12 protein-coding genes are annotated in these 16,894 nt (G+C 61.9%); 11 read left to right on the plus strand and 1 reads right to left on the minus strand.

Going from position 1 to position 16,894, the window contains the following annotated elements; translation table 11 throughout:
* The first annotated feature begins 69 nt into the window (after positions 1-69).
* From BCA01S_RS08290 to BCA01S_RS08315, 6 genes are all read left to right on the plus strand, one after another.
* A complete protein-coding gene (locus tag BCA01S_RS08290; protein ID WP_027776515.1) occupies positions 70-1,719 on the plus strand; it encodes a transglycosylase SLT domain-containing protein in 1,650 nt (549 codons plus the stop codon).
* Positions 1,720-1,920: 201 nt separating this feature from the next.
* Entirely contained in the window at positions 1,921-3,159 is a 1,239-nt protein-coding gene (locus tag BCA01S_RS08295; RefSeq protein WP_027776516.1) for an MFS transporter, read from the plus strand.
* 456 nt (positions 3,160-3,615) lie between these two features.
* A complete protein-coding gene (gene carA, locus BCA01S_RS08300; protein ID WP_027776517.1) occupies positions 3,616-4,770 on the plus strand; it encodes a glutamine-hydrolyzing carbamoyl-phosphate synthase small subunit in 1,155 nt (384 codons plus the stop codon).
* A 96-nt stretch (positions 4,771-4,866) separates the two neighbouring features.
* Complete coding sequence (gene carB, locus BCA01S_RS08305) at positions 4,867-8,121, plus strand: carbamoyl-phosphate synthase large subunit (RefSeq protein WP_027776518.1); 3,255 nt, start codon at positions 4,867-4,869, stop codon at positions 8,119-8,121.
* A gap of 230 nt (positions 8,122-8,351) precedes the next feature.
* Positions 8,352-8,828 carry a transcription elongation factor GreA gene (gene greA / locus BCA01S_RS08310; RefSeq protein WP_027776519.1) on the plus strand — a complete coding sequence of 159 codons (477 nt, stop codon included), beginning with the start codon at positions 8,352-8,354 and terminating at the stop codon, positions 8,826-8,828.
* A 20-nt stretch (positions 8,829-8,848) separates the two neighbouring features.
* Entirely contained in the window at positions 8,849-9,358 is a 510-nt protein-coding gene (locus tag BCA01S_RS08315; protein WP_027776520.1) for a DUF4149 domain-containing protein, read from the plus strand.
* Between the two features lie 142 nt (positions 9,359-9,500).
* Here BCA01S_RS08315 and BCA01S_RS08320 read toward each other — a convergent pair whose 3' ends face one another.
* The gene (locus BCA01S_RS08320; RefSeq protein ID WP_027776521.1) at positions 9,501-10,028 is read right to left on the minus strand and encodes a YhbY family RNA-binding protein; all 528 of its coding nucleotides are present in this window, start codon (positions 10,026-10,028) and stop codon (positions 9,501-9,503) included.
* 223 nt (positions 10,029-10,251) lie between these two features.
* On the opposite strand from BCA01S_RS08320, the gene BCA01S_RS08325 reads away from it, so the two are divergent.
* The 5 genes from BCA01S_RS08325 to pstS all read left to right on the plus strand — a co-directional run bounded on the left by BCA01S_RS08325 (position 10,252) and on the right by pstS (position 16,774).
* Positions 10,252-10,914 carry an RlmE family RNA methyltransferase gene (locus BCA01S_RS08325; protein ID WP_020069434.1) on the plus strand — a complete coding sequence of 221 codons (663 nt, stop codon included), beginning with the start codon at positions 10,252-10,254 and terminating at the stop codon, positions 10,912-10,914.
* A gap of 230 nt (positions 10,915-11,144) precedes the next feature.
* Positions 11,145-13,034 carry an ATP-dependent zinc metalloprotease FtsH gene (ftsH, locus tag BCA01S_RS08330; RefSeq protein ID WP_006051983.1) on the plus strand — a complete coding sequence of 630 codons (1,890 nt, stop codon included), beginning with the start codon at positions 11,145-11,147 and terminating at the stop codon, positions 13,032-13,034.
* 83 nt (positions 13,035-13,117) lie between these two features.
* Entirely contained in the window at positions 13,118-14,017 is a 900-nt protein-coding gene (gene folP / locus BCA01S_RS08335; RefSeq protein WP_042318246.1) for a dihydropteroate synthase, read from the plus strand.
* 27 nt (positions 14,018-14,044) lie between these two features.
* Positions 14,045-15,403, plus strand: a complete 1,359-nt coding sequence (gene glmM, locus BCA01S_RS08340) for a phosphoglucosamine mutase (protein WP_027776523.1) — start codon at positions 14,045-14,047, stop codon at positions 15,401-15,403.
* A gap of 339 nt (positions 15,404-15,742) precedes the next feature.
* Entirely contained in the window at positions 15,743-16,774 is a 1,032-nt protein-coding gene (pstS, locus tag BCA01S_RS08345; protein ID WP_027776524.1) for a phosphate ABC transporter substrate-binding protein PstS, read from the plus strand.
* Positions 16,775-16,894 lie beyond the last annotated feature (120 nt).

A 16,894-nucleotide genomic window follows, 5' to 3' on the forward strand; every position in this document is an offset into this window, starting at 1 on the left:
ATTGACGTAGACGTTACGGTTTCGTACTATCGGCTGCAAATTCCAGCCCTTGTGGAAGCCGAGACGTTCATGCGATTTATCTTTAGTGCGTTGCTGGTCCTGACGCTCGCCGCCTGCGCGAGCCAGGGACCAACGACGAGCAGCCCAACCACCGCAACAAATCCCGCCAGCCAGCAAGCCGTAGCCGACGCACTCCGCAAGACAGCCACCGCCAAGGAAACCATCAACGTCGATCAGGGCTCGGTCACGCAGTTGACGAGCGCCGACGCCGATTTATGGGGCCGCATTCGCCGTGGTTTTCAGATGCCGGATCTGCAAACGGACCTCGTCGACATGCAGGTCAACTGGTACGCGCAGCGTCCGGACTACGTGCAGCGCATGACTGAGCGCTCGCAGAAATACCTGTATCACATCGTCGAAGAGCTCGAGGCGCGCCATATGCCGACCGAGCTCGCGTTGCTGCCGTTCATCGAATCGGCGTACAGCCCGCAGGCGTTGTCGGTGGCGAAAGCGGCCGGCATGTGGCAATTCATGCCGGGCACCGGCCGCACTTACAACCTCAAGCAGAACATGTGGCAGGACGAGCGCCGCGACGTGCTGGCGTCCACCAGTGCCGCGCTCGACTATCTGTCCCGTCTGCACGACATGTTCGGCGACTGGCAACTGGCACTCGCTGCGTACAACTGGGGTGAGGGCAATGTGCAGCGCGCGATTGCGCGAAATGAAGCGGCGGGCTTGCCGACAGACTATCTGAGCCTGCGCATGCCCAACGAAACGCGCAACTACGTACCGAAGCTGCAGGCGGTCAAGAACATCGTGACGAACCCGCAAATGTACGGGCTCGCGTTGCCGTCGATCCCGAATCACCCGTATTTCGTGACCGTCACCACGTCGCACGATATCGACGTGGACATGGCCGCCAAACTGGCTAATCTCTCGCTCGACGAATTCCGTTCGTTGAACCCGTCGTTCAGGAAGCCGGTGATTCTCGGCGCGACGCAGCCGCAAATCCTGCTGCCGTTCGACAATGCGAGCGCGTTCGAGCGCAATCTGAAAACGTACTCGGGTTCGCTGTCGTCGTGGACCACATACACGGTCACCGAGCGTTCGGCGCCGGCGGCAATCGCGCAAAAGATCGGTGTCGATGCCGACACGCTCATGGAAGTCAACAAGATTCCGGTCGGCATGCGCCTGAAGCCGGGTTCCACCATCGTCGTGCCGCGCGGTTCGGATGACGACGAGGACATCAGCGCGGACGTCGCCGAAAGCGCCGTGCTCGCTATGGAGCCCGACGTTCCCGACACCCGCAAAATGCTGATCCGCGTGCGCCGCAATCAGTCCATGGCGGCTATCGCGTTGCGTTACGGCGTATCCGTCGGGCAGTTGAAGTCGTGGAATCGCACGCACCGGGACAGCGTGTCGCGCGGGCAGGTCGTCGTGCTGCACGTGCCGGTCGGCAGGACTGTTCCGAGCGAACCGGGTCCTGAGCGTATCGCGACCGACGTCCAAGGCGGCGGAGTACAGAAGATCGGCACGCGCGTGGGCGGCTCTAAAAGCGAATCGCACAACGACTCAAAGAAGGGACGTGGCCACTCCGCTGTAGTGAAGGTGTCCGAGCCGGTTGCCAAGGCCGGCAAATCGAAAGCGTCTACAGCGCCTGCTGGCAAAGTGACCAAAGTGTCGGCTTCCACGTCGAGCAAGACAAAGAAGAGCAAGTAGGCACGGCGGTGGCAATCGGGGCCCTGACCGGGCCCCTTGCATTTGGGGCTCGCCCAGCCGGTTCGCTGCGATCGCACTCCCGTTTCATTGACGCCGTCACCCTGTGGTGACGGCGTTTTCCATTTGCGGGGCCGTCGGCGAACACCGTCGAATTCCGATATCGTTCGTCATTTGGCCTGCGGCCAACCGGATATTGAACGTATGTCGTCGACCCAGTTGCGCGTCTTTCTGCTGTTTTCTGCCGGTTATTTCGTGTCCTATGTATTCCGGGGCGTCAATCTCGGTTTTGCGCCGTTTATCACCCACGACCTCGGGTTGTCCGCGGCCGATCTCGGCGTGCTGACCAGTCTGTACTTTCTCGGCTTCGCGGGCGCGCAAATCCCGGCCGGCGTATTACTCGACCATTTTGGCCCGCGGCGCGTGACGGCAGTCACCCTGCTGTTTGCTGCCGCGGGAATCTGGGTGTTCGGGGCGGCCCACAGCCTCGGAATGATGATGGCGGGGCGGTTGCTCATCGGCGTGGGCGTGTCCGTGTGCCTCGGTGCCGCATTCAAGGCGTTGGCGCAGCATTTCGCATCGGCGCGTCTGCCGCTGATGAACGGTCTCGTGATGGCGCTCGGCGGCTTCGGTGGAGTCATGGTCGGCTCGCCGCTCACATGGGTGCTCACTTTCAGCACTTGGCGCTCGGTCTGTGTTGGCTTGGGCCTGTTGACGGCCGCCGTGGCGCTCGCCCAGTGGATGCTCGTTCCGGAGACGAATGAAACCCGTCATCAGGCGAGTATCGGCGCGCAGTTTCATGGCACGCTGCATATTCTACGGAGCGCCACCTTCTGGAAAATCGCGTCGTTTTCGGTCGTCACGCAGGGCGTTTTCTATGCGATGCAATCGCTATGGGTCGGCGCGTGGCTGCGCGACGTTCAGGGCTTCGAGCCGAGGGAAGCCGCTGCGCTGGTGTCGATTCTTGGCTTCGCGATGATGGCTGGTTGCGTCGGTTTCGGCGCAGCGGCTCGCAGTCTGGAGCGGCGCGGCGTATCGCTGTATGCGTTTTGCGGCATCGGCATGGCGCTGTATGTGCTGACCCAGCTGCTGATCGTGTTCAACGCGCCGCTCCCGGCGAGCTTGCTGTGGGCTGCGTACGGAATCTTCGGCGGTACCGGCATTCTCACGTATGCGGTCATGGCGCGCAGCTTTCCAGCGCAGATGATCGGCCGCGTGAACACCACACTGACATTGATCATTTTTCTACTGATCTTCGGCTTCCAGATCGGCGTGGGCGCCGTGCTGTCGCATTGGCCGGCGAGCGGCGGCCATTATCCGGCGGCCGCTCATCTCGCGGCGTGGGGAATTCTCATCGCGTTTCAGGTGCTCGGCGCAGTCTGGTACGTGCTTCCGGGGCGCAAGTCAGTGCACGCCGCCGCCCACGCTCAGCAGGACGCATGAGCTTGTCCCGCCGATTTTCCAGGAAGCCGCTGAACCGGCACCCTACGGCTCGTACTATCCCGAATCCGGTAACGTAAAACTTGCCGGCTTGTCGTGTGGCGCGCCCAGTAAGGCTTTGACCCGATTGCAGTGCGTCCCGGAGGGATCGGTGGGCCATCTGGGATTTGGAGGGAAGGGCAGTCTCACGCTATAATCCCGAGGTTTGAGCTTATCAACCCGCACCCTAGCGCCTACCTCTTCCATACCGTTCATCCGCCGCGCGCCACTGGCGTAGCAAGCAGCCCGCACCAAGCCGATCCGTCCACAAAATGGACACATTGGACACCTCGCGCGCGCTTTGCAACGTCAACGGCAGTACGCGAGCGAGTCTGCGCGCGCATCGCATGATGCTGTCCGCTGCGGCTCGCAAACCGGATAGGCAGGTCGGCAACAGGGTGTTCCCCCAAGGAGTCTCCCGTGTTGCCGTCATTTTCTCCCGCTCTGCTCGCGCTCGCCGACGGCACGGTCTTTCGTGGTTATTCGATCGGCGCCCCCGGGCATACCATTGGCGAAGTGGTGTTCAACACCGCTATCACCGGCTATCAGGAAATTCTGACTGACCCGAGCTACGCGCGCCAGATCGTGACCCTCACGTACCCGCATATCGGCAACGTCGGCGTGAACGCCGAAGACGTCGAAGCGACGAAAGTCCATGCCGCCGGGCTGATCATTCGCGACCTGCCGGTTCTCGCGTCGAATTTCCGCATGGAGCGCACGCTCACGCAGTATCTGCAGGACGAAGGCGTGGTCGCGATCGCCGGTCTCGACACTCGCAAGCTGACCCGCGTTTTGCGTGACAAAGGCGCTCAGAACGGCGCGATTCTCGCCGGTTCGGACGACGAGGCCAAGGCTATCGAACTTGCACGCTCTTTCCCGGGCCTCGCGGGCATGGACCTCGCCAAGGTCGTGTCGACGAAAGAAACCTACGAATGGACGCAGACCGAATGGCGTCTCGAAAGCGGCTACGGCAAACAGAATTCGCCGAAGTATCGCGTCGTCGCGTTCGACTACGGCGTCAAGTACAACATCCTGCGCATGCTCGCTGAGCGCGGCTGCCACGTGACCGTGCTGCCGGCAGAGGCATCGGCCGCCGACGCGCTCGCGCTCAATCCGGACGGCATCTTCCTGTCGAACGGCCCGGGCGATCCCGAGCCGTGCGACTACGCAATCGCGGCCACGAAGGAACTGATCGAGCGTGGCATGCCTACCTTCGGCATCTGCCTCGGTCACCAGATCATGGGCCTCGCGCTCGGCGCCAAAACCGTGAAGATGAAAACCGGCCACCACGGCGCCAACCATCCGGTGAAAGATCTGGACAACGGCCGCGTGATCATCACGTCGCAAAACCACGGCTTCGCAGTGGACGCGGACACGCTGCCGGCCAACGCGCGGGTCACGCACGTGTCGCTCTTCGACGGCACGCTGCAAGGCTTCGCGCTGAGCGACAAGCCAGCGTTCTGCTTCCAGGGCCATCCGGAAGCGTCGCCGGGCCCGCACGACATCGCCTATCTGTTCGACCGCTTCACCGCGTTGATGGACGCGAAGAAGGCCGGCAAGACCGCGGCGGCATAACTAGCGCGGCCAGAAGCAGCGAGAGGTAAAGCGCGCGCAACGCCCAGGCGGCGCGCGCTGACGGAAAGAATTCAGGAATACATTAGCGAGAGCGTTATGCCCAAGCGGACAGACATCAAGAGCATTCTCATCATCGGCGCGGGTCCGATCATCATCGGCCAGGCGTGCGAGTTCGATTACTCGGGCGCGCAGGCATGCAAGGCGCTGCGTGAAGAAGGCTACAAGGTCATCCTCGTCAACAGCAATCCGGCGACGATCATGACCGACCCGAACACGGCCGACGTGACTTATATCGAGCCGATCACGTGGGAAGTGGTCGAGCGCATCATCGCCAAGGAGCGCCCGGACGCGATCCTGCCGACGATGGGCGGCCAGACCGCGTTGAACTGCGCGCTCGATCTGCACGCGCACGGCGTGTTGAAAAAGTACAAGGTCGAGCTGATCGGCGCATCGCCCGAAGCAATCGACAAGGCGGAAGACCGCCAGAAGTTCAAGGACGCGATGACCAAGATCGGTCTCGGTTCCGCCAAGTCGGGCACCGCGCATTCCATGGAAGAAGCGCTGCAGGTTCAGGCGCGCATCGCCGTCGAAACCGGCAGCGGCGGTTATCCGGTCGTGATCCGTCCGTCGTTCACGCTCGGCGGCTCGGGCGGCGGTATTGCGTACAACCGCGAAGAGTTCGAGGAAATCTGCAAGCGCGGTCTCGACCTGTCGCCCACGCGCGAGTTGCTGATCGAAGAATCGCTGCTCGGCTGGAAAGAGTATGAAATGGAAGTGGTCCGCGACAAGAAGGACAACTGCATCATCGTTTGCTCGATTGAAAACCTGGACCCTATGGGCATCCACACCGGCGACTCGATCACCGTCGCGCCGGCTCAAACGCTCACGGACAAGGAATATCAGGTTCTGCGTAACGCGTCGCTCGCCGTGCTACGCGAGATCGGCGTGGACACCGGCGGTTCGAACGTGCAGTTCTCGATCAATCCGAAAGACGGCCGCATGATCGTGATCGAAATGAACCCGCGCGTATCGCGTTCGTCGGCGCTGGCGTCGAAGGCGACCGGCTTCCCGATCGCCAAGGTCGCGGCCAAGCTTGCAGTCGGCTACACGCTCGACGAGCTGAAGAACGAAATTACCGGCGGCCAGACGCCGGCGTCGTTCGAACCGACGATCGACTACGTCGTCACCAAGATTCCGCGTTTCGCGTTCGAAAAATTCCGCGAAGCGGATTCGCGCCTGACCACGCAAATGAAGTCGGTCGGCGAAGTCATGGCGATCGGCCGCACTTTCCAGGAGTCGTTCCAGAAAGCGCTGCGTGGTCTTGAAGTAGGCGTCGACGGTCTGGACGAAAAGACCGATAACCGCGACGAGATCATTCGCGAGATCGGCGAAGCCGGTCCGGACCGTATCTGGTACGTCGGCGACGCGTTCCGTATCGGCATGACGGCGCAGGAAATTTTCGAAGAGACGTCGATCGACCCGTGGTTTCTCGCACAGATCGAACAGATCATCCTGAAGGAAAAGGCGCTGGCCGGCCGTACGCTCGCGAGCCTCTCGAAGGAAGAACTGAAGTATCTGAAGCAGAGCGGTTTCTCGGACCGGCGTCTCGCGAAGCTCGTCGGCGCGAAGCCCGCCGAAGTGCGCGCTCGCCGCATTGAACTGAACGTGCGCCCGGTGTACAAGCGCGTCGATACGTGCGCGGCCGAGTTCGCCACGAAAACGGCCTACATGTACTCGACCTACGAGGAAGAGTGCGAGGCCAATCCGACGAACAACAAGAAGATCATGGTCCTGGGCGGCGGCCCGAACCGGATCGGCCAGGGCATCGAGTTCGACTACTGCTGCGTGCATGCCGCGCTCGCCATGCGCGAAGACGGCTACGAAACGATCATGGTCAACTGCAACCCTGAAACGGTTTCGACCGACTACGACACGTCCGATCGTCTGTACTTCGAATCGCTGACGCTCGAAGACGTGCTCGAAATCGTCGACAAGGAAAAGCCGGTCGGCGTGATCGTGCAATACGGCGGCCAGACGCCGCTGAAGCTCGCGCTCGATCTCGAAGCGAACGGTGTGCCGATCATCGGAACGTCGCCCGACATGATCGACGCGGCTGAAGACCGCGAGCGTTTCCAGAAACTGCTGCAAGACCTCGGCCTGCGCCAGCCGCCTAACCGCACCGCGCGCGCCGAAGACGAAGCGCTCAAGCTCGCCGCCGAAATCGGCTATCCGCTGGTGGTGCGTCCGTCGTACGTGCTGGGCGGCCGCGCAATGGAAATCGTCCACGAGCCGCGCGACCTCGAGCGCTACATGCGCGAGGCCGTGAAAGTGTCGAACGACTCGCCGGTGCTGCTCGACCGCTTCCTGAACGACGCAATCGAATGCGACGTGGATTGCATTTCGGACGGCGAAGCGGTGTTCATTGGCGGCGTGATGGAGCATATCGAACAGGCGGGCGTGCATTCGGGCGACTCGGCTTGCTCGCTGCCGCCGTACTCGCTGTCGGGCGAGACCGTTGCTGAATTGAAGCGTCAGACCGGTGCAATGGCGAAGGCGCTGAACGTGGTCGGTCTGATGAATGTGCAGTTCGCGATTCAGCAAGTTCCGCAGGCGGACGGCTCGAAGCAGGACATCATTTACGTGCTGGAAGTGAATCCGCGCGCTTCGCGCACGGTGCCGTACGTGTCGAAGGCGACCAGCCTGCCGCTCGCGAAAATCGCAGCGCGCGCTATGGTCGGTCAGAAGCTTGCGGCACAAGGCGTGACGAAGGAAATCGATCCGCCGTACTTCAGCGTGAAGGAAGCTGTGTTCCCGTTCGTCAAATTCCCGGCTGTCGACCCCGTGCTCGGGCCGGAAATGCGTTCAACCGGCGAAGTGATGGGCGTCGGCCAAACGTTCGGCGAAGCGCTCTTCAAGTCGCAGCTGGCGGCGGGCTCGCGTCTGCCGGAGTCGGGCACGGTGCTGTTGACCGTCATGGACGCCGACAAGCCGAAGGCCGTCGAAGTCGCGCGCATGCTGCACGAACTCGGTTATCCGATTGTCGCGACCAAGGGCACGGCGGCTGCGATCGAAGCTGCCGGCGTGCCGGTCAAGGTGGTGAACAAGGTGAAGGACGGGCGCCCGCACATCGTCGACATGATCAAGAACGGCGAAATTGCGCTGGTCTTCACGACCGTCGACGAGACGCGCGCCGCGATCGCCGACTCGCGCTCGATCCGCATGAGCGCGCAGGCGAACAAGGTCACGTACTACACGACCATGTCGGGCGCGCGCGCGGCCGTCGAGGGCTTGCGCTATCTGAAAGACCTGGAAGTCTATGATTTACAAGGCTTGCACGCTCGCCTAAACTAAGGCTTCGAGTTCCTGTCCAAGATGTAAGTGCCGCGGTTAAGCGGCGTTCCGCAGGTGCTGTGTCCCGGTTTCTTCCCGGGTCGCCGGCTCCCACGGAATGCACTTAACCGCGGTGTTTTTTTACGGCCGCTTTTTGTTTCAAAGCACTCCTCGCATCTGGCTCTTTACTCCAGATGCGGCGCGGGGCTCAGTGAACCGGAAGCGGCCCGGCGTTTTCACGAGAGTTGTTTATGAGCACTATTCCATTGACTAAGCGCGGCGCAGACATGTTGCGCGACGAATTGCAGCGCCTGAAATCGGTTGAGCGTCCCGCCGTGATCAACTCGATCTCGGAAGCGCGCGCGCAGGGTGACCTGTCGGAAAACGCAGAATACGATGCAGCGAAGGAAAAGCAGGGCTTTATCGAGGGCCGCATCGCAGAAATCGAATCGAAGCTCGCAGGCGCTCAGGTGATCGATCCGTCCAAAGTGGACGCGGACGGCCGCGTGGTGTTCGGCGCAACGGTCGAACTCGAAGATCTCGGCTCGGGCGCTTCGGTCAAATATCAGATCGTCGGCGACGACGAAGCGGACATCGACCACGGCCTCATTTCCATCAGCTCGCCTATTGCACGCGCGCTGATCGGCAAATCGGAAGGCGACGTTGCGTCGGTGCAGGCGCCCGGCGGCGTGCGCGAGTACGAAATCATCGCAGTTAGCTACGTTTGAGGGCCGCTCCGGTGTCCCTGATGCCGCATCGGATTTTCCGTCTGCTGACGGTCGTGTGGGTCGGCAGCCTGCTGACTATCGGCTATGCCGTTGCGCCTGTGCTGTTCACCTCGCTCGACCGGACGACGGCGGGCGCAGTGGCCGCGCAGCTGTTTCGCATCGAAGGGGTGCTCGGCGCCGTGTGCGGCATTTTGCTGCTCGGTCTCGCGAACTTGGTGATCCGGCGCGGCGGCAACGCGTATCGCCGGTTGCGCTGGCTTGTCACGGGTATGCTGCTGTGCGTGCTGGTTGGTTATTTCGCGCTGCAGCCGTTCATGAATGCGATGCGTATCGCCGCAGTCGAAGCGGGTACCGACGTCGGGCATTCCGCCTATGCGGTGCGCTTTGGCATGCTGCACGGCATTTCGAGTCTGTTTTATCTGATTGAAAGCCTGCTCGGCGTAGTTCTGATCTGGAAGCTGCCGCTGGGCGAGGGAGCCGGTTCAGTACAGCAGAGCGCTCCCGGTGTTTCGGGGAAAGTAACAGGCTAAAGCGCCGACTGGCGGGTTTTTGCTGTGTTGTGGCGCTCGCGTGCGCTGCCCGCGCGCCAGGCGAAGAGCGCGGCCAAACTTTGACGTCAAAGCTGGCCGCACGCAGTAGGCGCGGAACTCGCCGCACCTTTCATACGTTTGCTTATTTCGACTGATGTGCGCGCTTGGCGCTTGTTTGCCGCTTTTTCGCGCGTTTGATGTTGCCGCCTTGCGTGACGCGCTCGTTTCCGCGCACCAGCACTGCTTTTGCCTTAGGTTTGCGCATGGGCACTTCGCTGGGCTTTACGACTTTGACCACGCGCGGTGCGCGGCCCTTGCCGGGCTTGGCTTCGACAGCGGCTTCGCGGGCGCTCGGCAATGCGCCGCGTTTGCCCTTTACCGCGGGTTGCGCCGCGGCCTCAGGCTTCCAGATAACCAGCAGCTTGCCGATATGCTGGATCGGCGCGGCGTTCAGGGTGTCGCAGATCTGTTCGTAAATGGCGATGCGTTCTTCGCGCTCGTCGCCGAACACACGAATCTTGATCAGCTGATGAGCGGCGAGGTGAACCTTGATCTCGGCGAGCACGGCGTCGGTCAAACCTTCGGCGCCGACGAGCACGACCGGTTTGAGCGCATGTGCCTGGGAGCGCAACTCGGCGCGTTGGTCGGAAGAGACTTTGAGGGCGGGCATGTGAAGTGGGAGACTCGACTAAAATGGCAGCGCCTGCGTGGCCTATCCCGTCTTTCGATTGGTTCGGTTTGGGCGCAATCGGGATACGGGTGGGACAGTACGGCAGGCGGCGCGTCAGAACAACAGAATCGCGGATAACTGCCGGTTTTTGGCGGTCGCCGCGCGAATTAACCGCGTATTATCCGCTAAAGCGTGACATGACGCAGCAAGAGTTCAACGTTTAATGGCAAAAAACAAGTTCAACACGGCGTGGTTGCATGACCACATCAACGATCCTTACGTAAAGATGGCGCAGCGCGAAGGCTATCGCGCCCGCGCTGCGTACAAGCTGAAGGAAATCGACGAGCAGGACAAGCTGATCCGCCCGGGGCAGGTCATCGTCGATCTGGGCTCCACGCCGGGCAGCTGGAGCCAGTATGCGCGCAACAAACTCGCCAAAGGGTCGCGGCGCGACGCCGAGCGCGAAGGCGGGATCGACGGCACCATTATCGCGCTCGATGTCCTGCCAATGGAGCCGGTCGCCGACGTCCATTTCATTCAGGGCGACTTTCGCGAAGACTCGGTGCTGGCCCAGTTGGAAGAATTAGTGGGAGAGCGCCAGGTGGACCTTGTAATTTCGGATATGGCGCCCAACCTGTCAGGAGTGGCCTTGGCGGATGCCGCGCGGATCGAGCATTTGTGCGATCTCGCGCTGGAATTCTCGCAGAATCACCTGAAACCGGATGGAGCCCTTTTAGTCAAATGCTTTCACGGCAGTGGTTACAGCCAGATTGTCGAAAAGTTCAAGCGCCAGTTCAAGGTGGTGGCTGCCCGCAAGCCGAAGGCTTCGCGGGACAAGTCGTCAGAAACGTTTATTTTGGGTAAGCATTTGAAGCGGCCCGCGTAGGGCGCCCCGCGTAGGGCGACCCGCATAGGGCGGCTCTCGTAGGGCCTGCAGAATGGTTCAGCGTCTGTCCATAAATGCGCTGATGACGGTGGAAATTTCCGCCGTTGCAGCCCGCTACGCTATTTCTGTGGTAGCGAAACCTTATGGCAGGGGTCTGCGGACTGGATTAGAATGCTTTCGTGGTGCCGCAAGGCAAATGTAGGCGCCCGTCTAAGTGAAGGAGTGGTGCTTTGAACAACAATATGTTTTCGAAAGCAGCAGTGTGGCTGGTTATCGCACTGGTGCTATTTACGGTGTTCAAGCAGTTCGACAAGCCCCGTGTCCAGGAAGGTGTTTCCTATTCGCAATTCATGGACGACGCGAAGAACGGCAAAGTCAAGAACGTCATTGTCCAGGGGCGGAACCTCACGGTCACTCCAGCAGACGGCCAGAAGTACCAGATCGTGTCGCCCGGCGACATCTGGATGGTCGGCGATCTGATGAAGTATGGCGTTCAGGTAAGCGGCAAGGCTGACGACGAACCCAATGCGCTGGTGTCCGCGCTGTATTACCTCGGGCCGACGATCCTGATCATCGGTTTCTGGTTCTACATGATGCGACAGATGCAGGGGGGCGGGAAAGGCGGCGCGTTCTCGTTCGGCAAGTCTCGCGCGCGTCTGATCGACGAAAACAACAACGCAATCAATTTCACCGACGTCGCAGGTTGCGACGAAGCGAAGGAAGAAGTCTCCGAACTGGTCGATTTCCTGCGCGATCCGCAGAAGTTCCAGAAGCTGGGCGGCCGCATTCCCCGTGGCGTATTGCTGGTCGGCCCGCCGGGAACCGGTAAGACGCTGCTCGCGCGCGCCATTGCCGGCGAAGCGAAAGTGCCGTTCTTCAGCATTTCGGGTTCGGATTTCGTCGAAATGTTCGTCGGTGTCGGCGCTGCGCGTGTGCGCGACATGTTCGAGCAGGCGAAAAAGCATGCACCGTGCATCGTGTTCATCGACGAAATCGACGCGGTCGGCCGTCATCGTGGCGCCGGCATGGGCGGCGGTAACGACGAGCGCGAGCAGACGCTGAATCAGATGCTGGTCGAGATGGACGGCTTCGAGGCGAATTCGGGTGTGATCGTGATCGCCGCCACCAACCGCTCGGACGTGCTCGACAAGGCTCTGCTGCGTCCGGGCCGTTTCGACCGCCAGGTTTATGTCGGTCTGCCTGACATTCGCGGTCGCGAACACATCATGAAGGTTCACCTGCGCAAGGTGCCGATTTCTAACGACGTCGACGCAGCGGTGATCGCGCGTGGCACGCCGGGCTTCTCGGGCGCCGATCTGGCGAATCTCGTGAACGAAGCGGCTTTGTTTGCGGCGCGTCGCGGCAAGCGCATCGTTGAAATGACGGATTTCGAAGACGCGAAAGACAAGATCTTCATGGGCCCGGAGCGCAAGTCGGCCGTGATCCGCGAAGAGTCGAAGCGTGCCACCGCGTATCACGAGTCGGGTCACGCAGTCATCGCGAAGCTGTTGCCGAAAGCCGATCCGGTGCACAAGGTCACGATCATTCCGCGTGGCCGTGCGCTGGGCGTCACGTGGCAGCTGCCGGAGCATGACAACGAAACGTATTCGAAAGACTACCTGCTCGATCGTCTCGCCATCCTGTTTGGTGGCCGTGTCGCGGAAGAGTTGTTCCTCAACCTGATCAGCACCGGCGCGTCGGACGACTTCAACAAGGCCACGCAAACCGCGCGCGCCATGGTGGCTCGTTTTGGCATGACGGACGCGTTGGGACCGATGGTCTACGTTGACGACGAAAACGACGCAACGCCGTTTGGGCGTGGTTTCACGCGTACCATTTCGGAAGCAACGCAGCAGAAGGTCGACGCCGAAATCCGGCGCGTGCTGGACGAGCAATACAACCTCGCGAAGCGCCTGCTGGACGAAAACCGCGACAAGGTCGAAGCAATGACCGCCGCGCTGATGGAGTGGGAAACGATCGACGCCGATCAGATCAACGACATCATGGCGGGCCGTCCGCCGCGCTCGCCGAAGAGCTCGCCGCCGTCGGCAAGCGACGCTTCGTCGGGCGGCAGCCCCGGCACCGAAGTCAAGCCGGGCAGCGCGACCGCGCCGGCCTGATCGGCTATCAGTAGAAAGTGCGGGCCGGTGTGTTTCACACCGGCCCGTTTTGCATTTATCCGTCATAAGTGATGTAACGCTACGTGGCCACAGTCGCTATTCCTTTTCCCCGTATCCCGGAGCCGTTGCAATGCGGCCGGTTCAAGCTGAGCTTTGAACGCCCGTTGATCATGGGCATCCTGAACGTCACACCAGATTCCTTTTCCGACGGCGGCCAGTATGCGATGCGCGGCGATGCGTTGCGTCAAGCCGAACGCATGCTGCTTGAGGGCGCGGACATCATCGACATCGGCGGCGAATCCACGCGCCCTGGCGCGCCGCCAGTGCCGCTCGACGAAGAACTCGAGCGTGTGATCCCACTTGTCGAGCAATTACGCGGCGCCAACGTGCCGCTTTCCGTCGACACCTATAAGCCCGAAGTAATGCGCCACGCGCTCGCTGCGGGCGCCGATCTGATCAACGACATCTGGGGCTTTCGCATGCCCGGTGCCGTCGATGCGGTCCGCGAAAGCGACTGCGGTCTGTGCGTCATGCATATGCTCGGCGAGCCGCAGAGCATGCAACTGGGTGAACCGGCTTACGGCGACGTGGTAAGCGAAGTCCGGCAGTTTCTGGAAGAGCGAGTGGACGCGCTCAGACAGGCGGGCATCGCCCGTGATCGCATCAGCGTCGACCCCGGTTTTGGTTTTGGCAAGGCAGTGGTCGAGCATAATTACGCGCTGCTCGCGGGTCTGCCGGATACGGCGCCCCGCGGCGAGCCGCCGTATCCCATTCTTGCGGGAATGTCGCGCAAATCGATGATCGGCGCGGTCACCGGACGGGCGGCGCCGGAGCGCGTCGCCGGCAGCATTGCTGCGGCCGTTTGCGCGGCGGAGCGCGGCGCCGCGATTCTCCGCGTGCACGACGTCGCACAAACAGTAGACGCATTGAAAGTTTGGGTAGCCCTGCGCAACGCGGCGAATCACGCCGGCCCGCGCGGTTGAACCCACAGCCAAGGAGGAACATAAAAGATGGCACGTCGTTATTTCGGCACGGACGGAATTCGGGGAAAGGTCGGTGAAGGGCCCATCACGCCGGAATTTGTATTGCGGCTCGGCTATGCGGCCGGCAAGGTCCTGGTCGGTGCAGACCGGTGGGCACGCACGGGCACGCGGCCAACCGTGCTGATCGGTAAGGACACGCGGGTGTCCGGCTATATGCTCGAGGCTGCGCTCGAAGCAGGTTTTTCCGCAGCGGGCGTCGACGTGATGCTGGCCGGTCCAATGCCCACGCCGGGCATCGCCTATCTGACGCGCGCGTTGCGGCTCGCGGCCGGCGTGGTGATCAGCGCGTCGCACAATCCGTATTACGACAACGGCATCAAATTCTTTTCCGCCGACGGCAACAAGTTGCCCGACGAGGTCGAATCGCAGATCGAAGAGCACCTGGAGTTGCCGCTCGCCTGTGCCGCGTCCGAGCAGCTGGGCAAGGCGCGGCGTCTCGACGATGCAGCCGGCCGCTACATCGAGTTCTGCAAAAGCACTTTTCCTGCGGCGTTCGATTTGCGGGGACTGAAACTGGTGGTTGATTGCGCGCACGGCGCCGCGTATGACGTCGCGCCGCACGTCTTTCACGAGCTCGGCGCGGAGATCATCCCGATTGGGGTCGCGCCGAATGGCTTCAATATTAACGACGGCGTCGGTGCGACCGCGCCGGATGCACTCGTGCGGGCGGTGCGGGCCAACCACGCCGACCTGGGCATTGCGCTCGACGGAGACGCTGACCGCCTGCAGGTCGTCGACGCAGCAGGGCGCCTGTATAACGGCGACGAACTGCTGTACGTGCTGGTGAAAGATCGTATCGCGACCGACGGCAAGGTCGAAGGCGCGGTCGGCACGTTGATGACCAATATGGCGGTCGAAGTCGCGTTGCAGGCGGCAGGCGTCAAGTTCGTGCGCGCGGCAGTCGGCGACCGCTACGTGCTGGAACAGTTGCGGGAGCACGGCTGGCAGCTCGGCGCGGAAGGGTCGGGCCACATTCTGTCGCTCGACCGCCATTCCACTGGCGACGGCATCGTGTCGGCGCTGCTCGTGCTTGCCGCTATGAAGCGCAGCGACAAGACGCTGGCCGAACTGCTCGACGGCGTCACGCTGTTCCCGCAGAAGCTGATCAATGTGCGGATGAAACCGGACGCCGACTGGAAGAGCAGCGACGCGATCCGGCGCGCCATCGCCAGCGCTGAAGACGCGCTCAATGGCCGCGGGCGCGTGCTGATTCGCGCATCGGGCACCGAGCCGGTGCTGCGGGTCATGGTGGAAGCCGAACACGTCGACGATGCGCTTCGCCATGCCGAATCCATAGCTGCTGCGGTGAAGCAGGCGACGGCTTAAGCGGGCGTCTGAATGCGCGGGCGGGGCCGACCACAGACGGCCCCGCCCGCGCATGCTCGAGTTTCATTGCGGCGAGCTGATGCGCCCTCACGCATCGTTCAACCCCCACGCTCCACCCCACCCGCACGCAAACACCCACCCCATCTTTTTCGCCTACTCTATACAGGCACCGGGCAACGACGCCGCCCGCTCAGCGATTTACCCGCCGGAACGCCTTTCACCTTAGTAAACCCACTGTCACATACGTTTCACGGTCAGTCACGTTACTGTCACAAAGAGACCCTAAGCTTCGCGGTGTTCGTCTTACTCGCTCACACCGCTCACACCTTGGAGGTTTCGATGAAATTGATGCAAACCGTGTTCGCTGGCGTCGCTGGCGCGCTCTTCGCGATCGCAGCGCAAGCCGCAGACATCACCGGCGCGGGCAGCACCTTCGCAGCACCGATTTATACGAAGTGGGCCGACGCCTATCAGAAGTCCGGCGGCGGCAAGGTTAACTATCAGGGAATCGGTTCGTCGGGCGGCGTGAAGCAGATCGTTGCCAAGACCGTCGATTTCGCAGGCTCCGACGCCCCGCTGAAGGACGACGAACTCGCCAAGGACGGCCTGTTCCAGTTTCCGACGGTGGTCGGCGGCGTGGTGCCGGTCGTCAACGTGCCGGGCGTGAAGCCGGCTGAACTCGTCCTGTCGGGCGAAGTGCTCGGCGATATCTATCTGGGCAAGATCAAGAAGTGGAACGATCCCGCGATCGTTGCACTGAACCCGAAGGCGAAGCTGCCGGACACGGACATCGCCGTGGTTCGCCGCGCCGACGGTTCGGGTACCAGCTTCATCTGGACGAACTACCTGTCGAAGGTCAACACGGAATGGAAGTCGAAGGTCGGTGAAGGTTCGACGGTCAACTGGCCGACGGGTACGGGCGGCAAGGGCAACGACGGCGTCGCCGCTTTCGTGCAACGTCTGCCGGGCGCAATCGGCTACGTCGAATGGGCCTACGCCAAGCAGAACCACATGACCTACGTCGCGCTGAAGAATTCGACGGGCACGGTGGTCGAGCCGAAGACGGAAACGTTCAAGGCAGCGGCAGCAGGCGCGGACTGGTCGAAGTCGTTCTACCAGATTCTGACGAACGAGCCGGGCAAGAACGCATGGCCGATCGTCGGCGCGACGTTCGTGCTGTTGCACACGACGCAGGAAAAGGCACCGCAAGGCAGCGAGACGCTGAAGTTCTTCGACTGGGCATTCAAGAACGGCACGCAAGCCGCGAACGACCTCGACTACATTTCGCTGCCGGAATCGGTCGTGTCGGAAATCCGCACGCAGTGGAAGTCGAAGGTCAAGGACGCAGCGGGCAAGCCGCTCGCCGAGTAAGCGCTGCCCCAGAGGAAGTAGCGGGCAACGGCTGTACGTAACACATTGGCCGTCCTCGCGTGAGGACGGCCAATGGCATTGACCGGCACGTCCCGGCGACGTACCGGCACCAGGCAACAC

It is taken from the genome of Paraburkholderia caledonica NBRC 102488, assembly GCF_000685095.1.
In the GTDB taxonomy this organism is placed as follows: Bacteria; Pseudomonadota; Gammaproteobacteria; order Burkholderiales; family Burkholderiaceae; genus Paraburkholderia; species Paraburkholderia caledonica.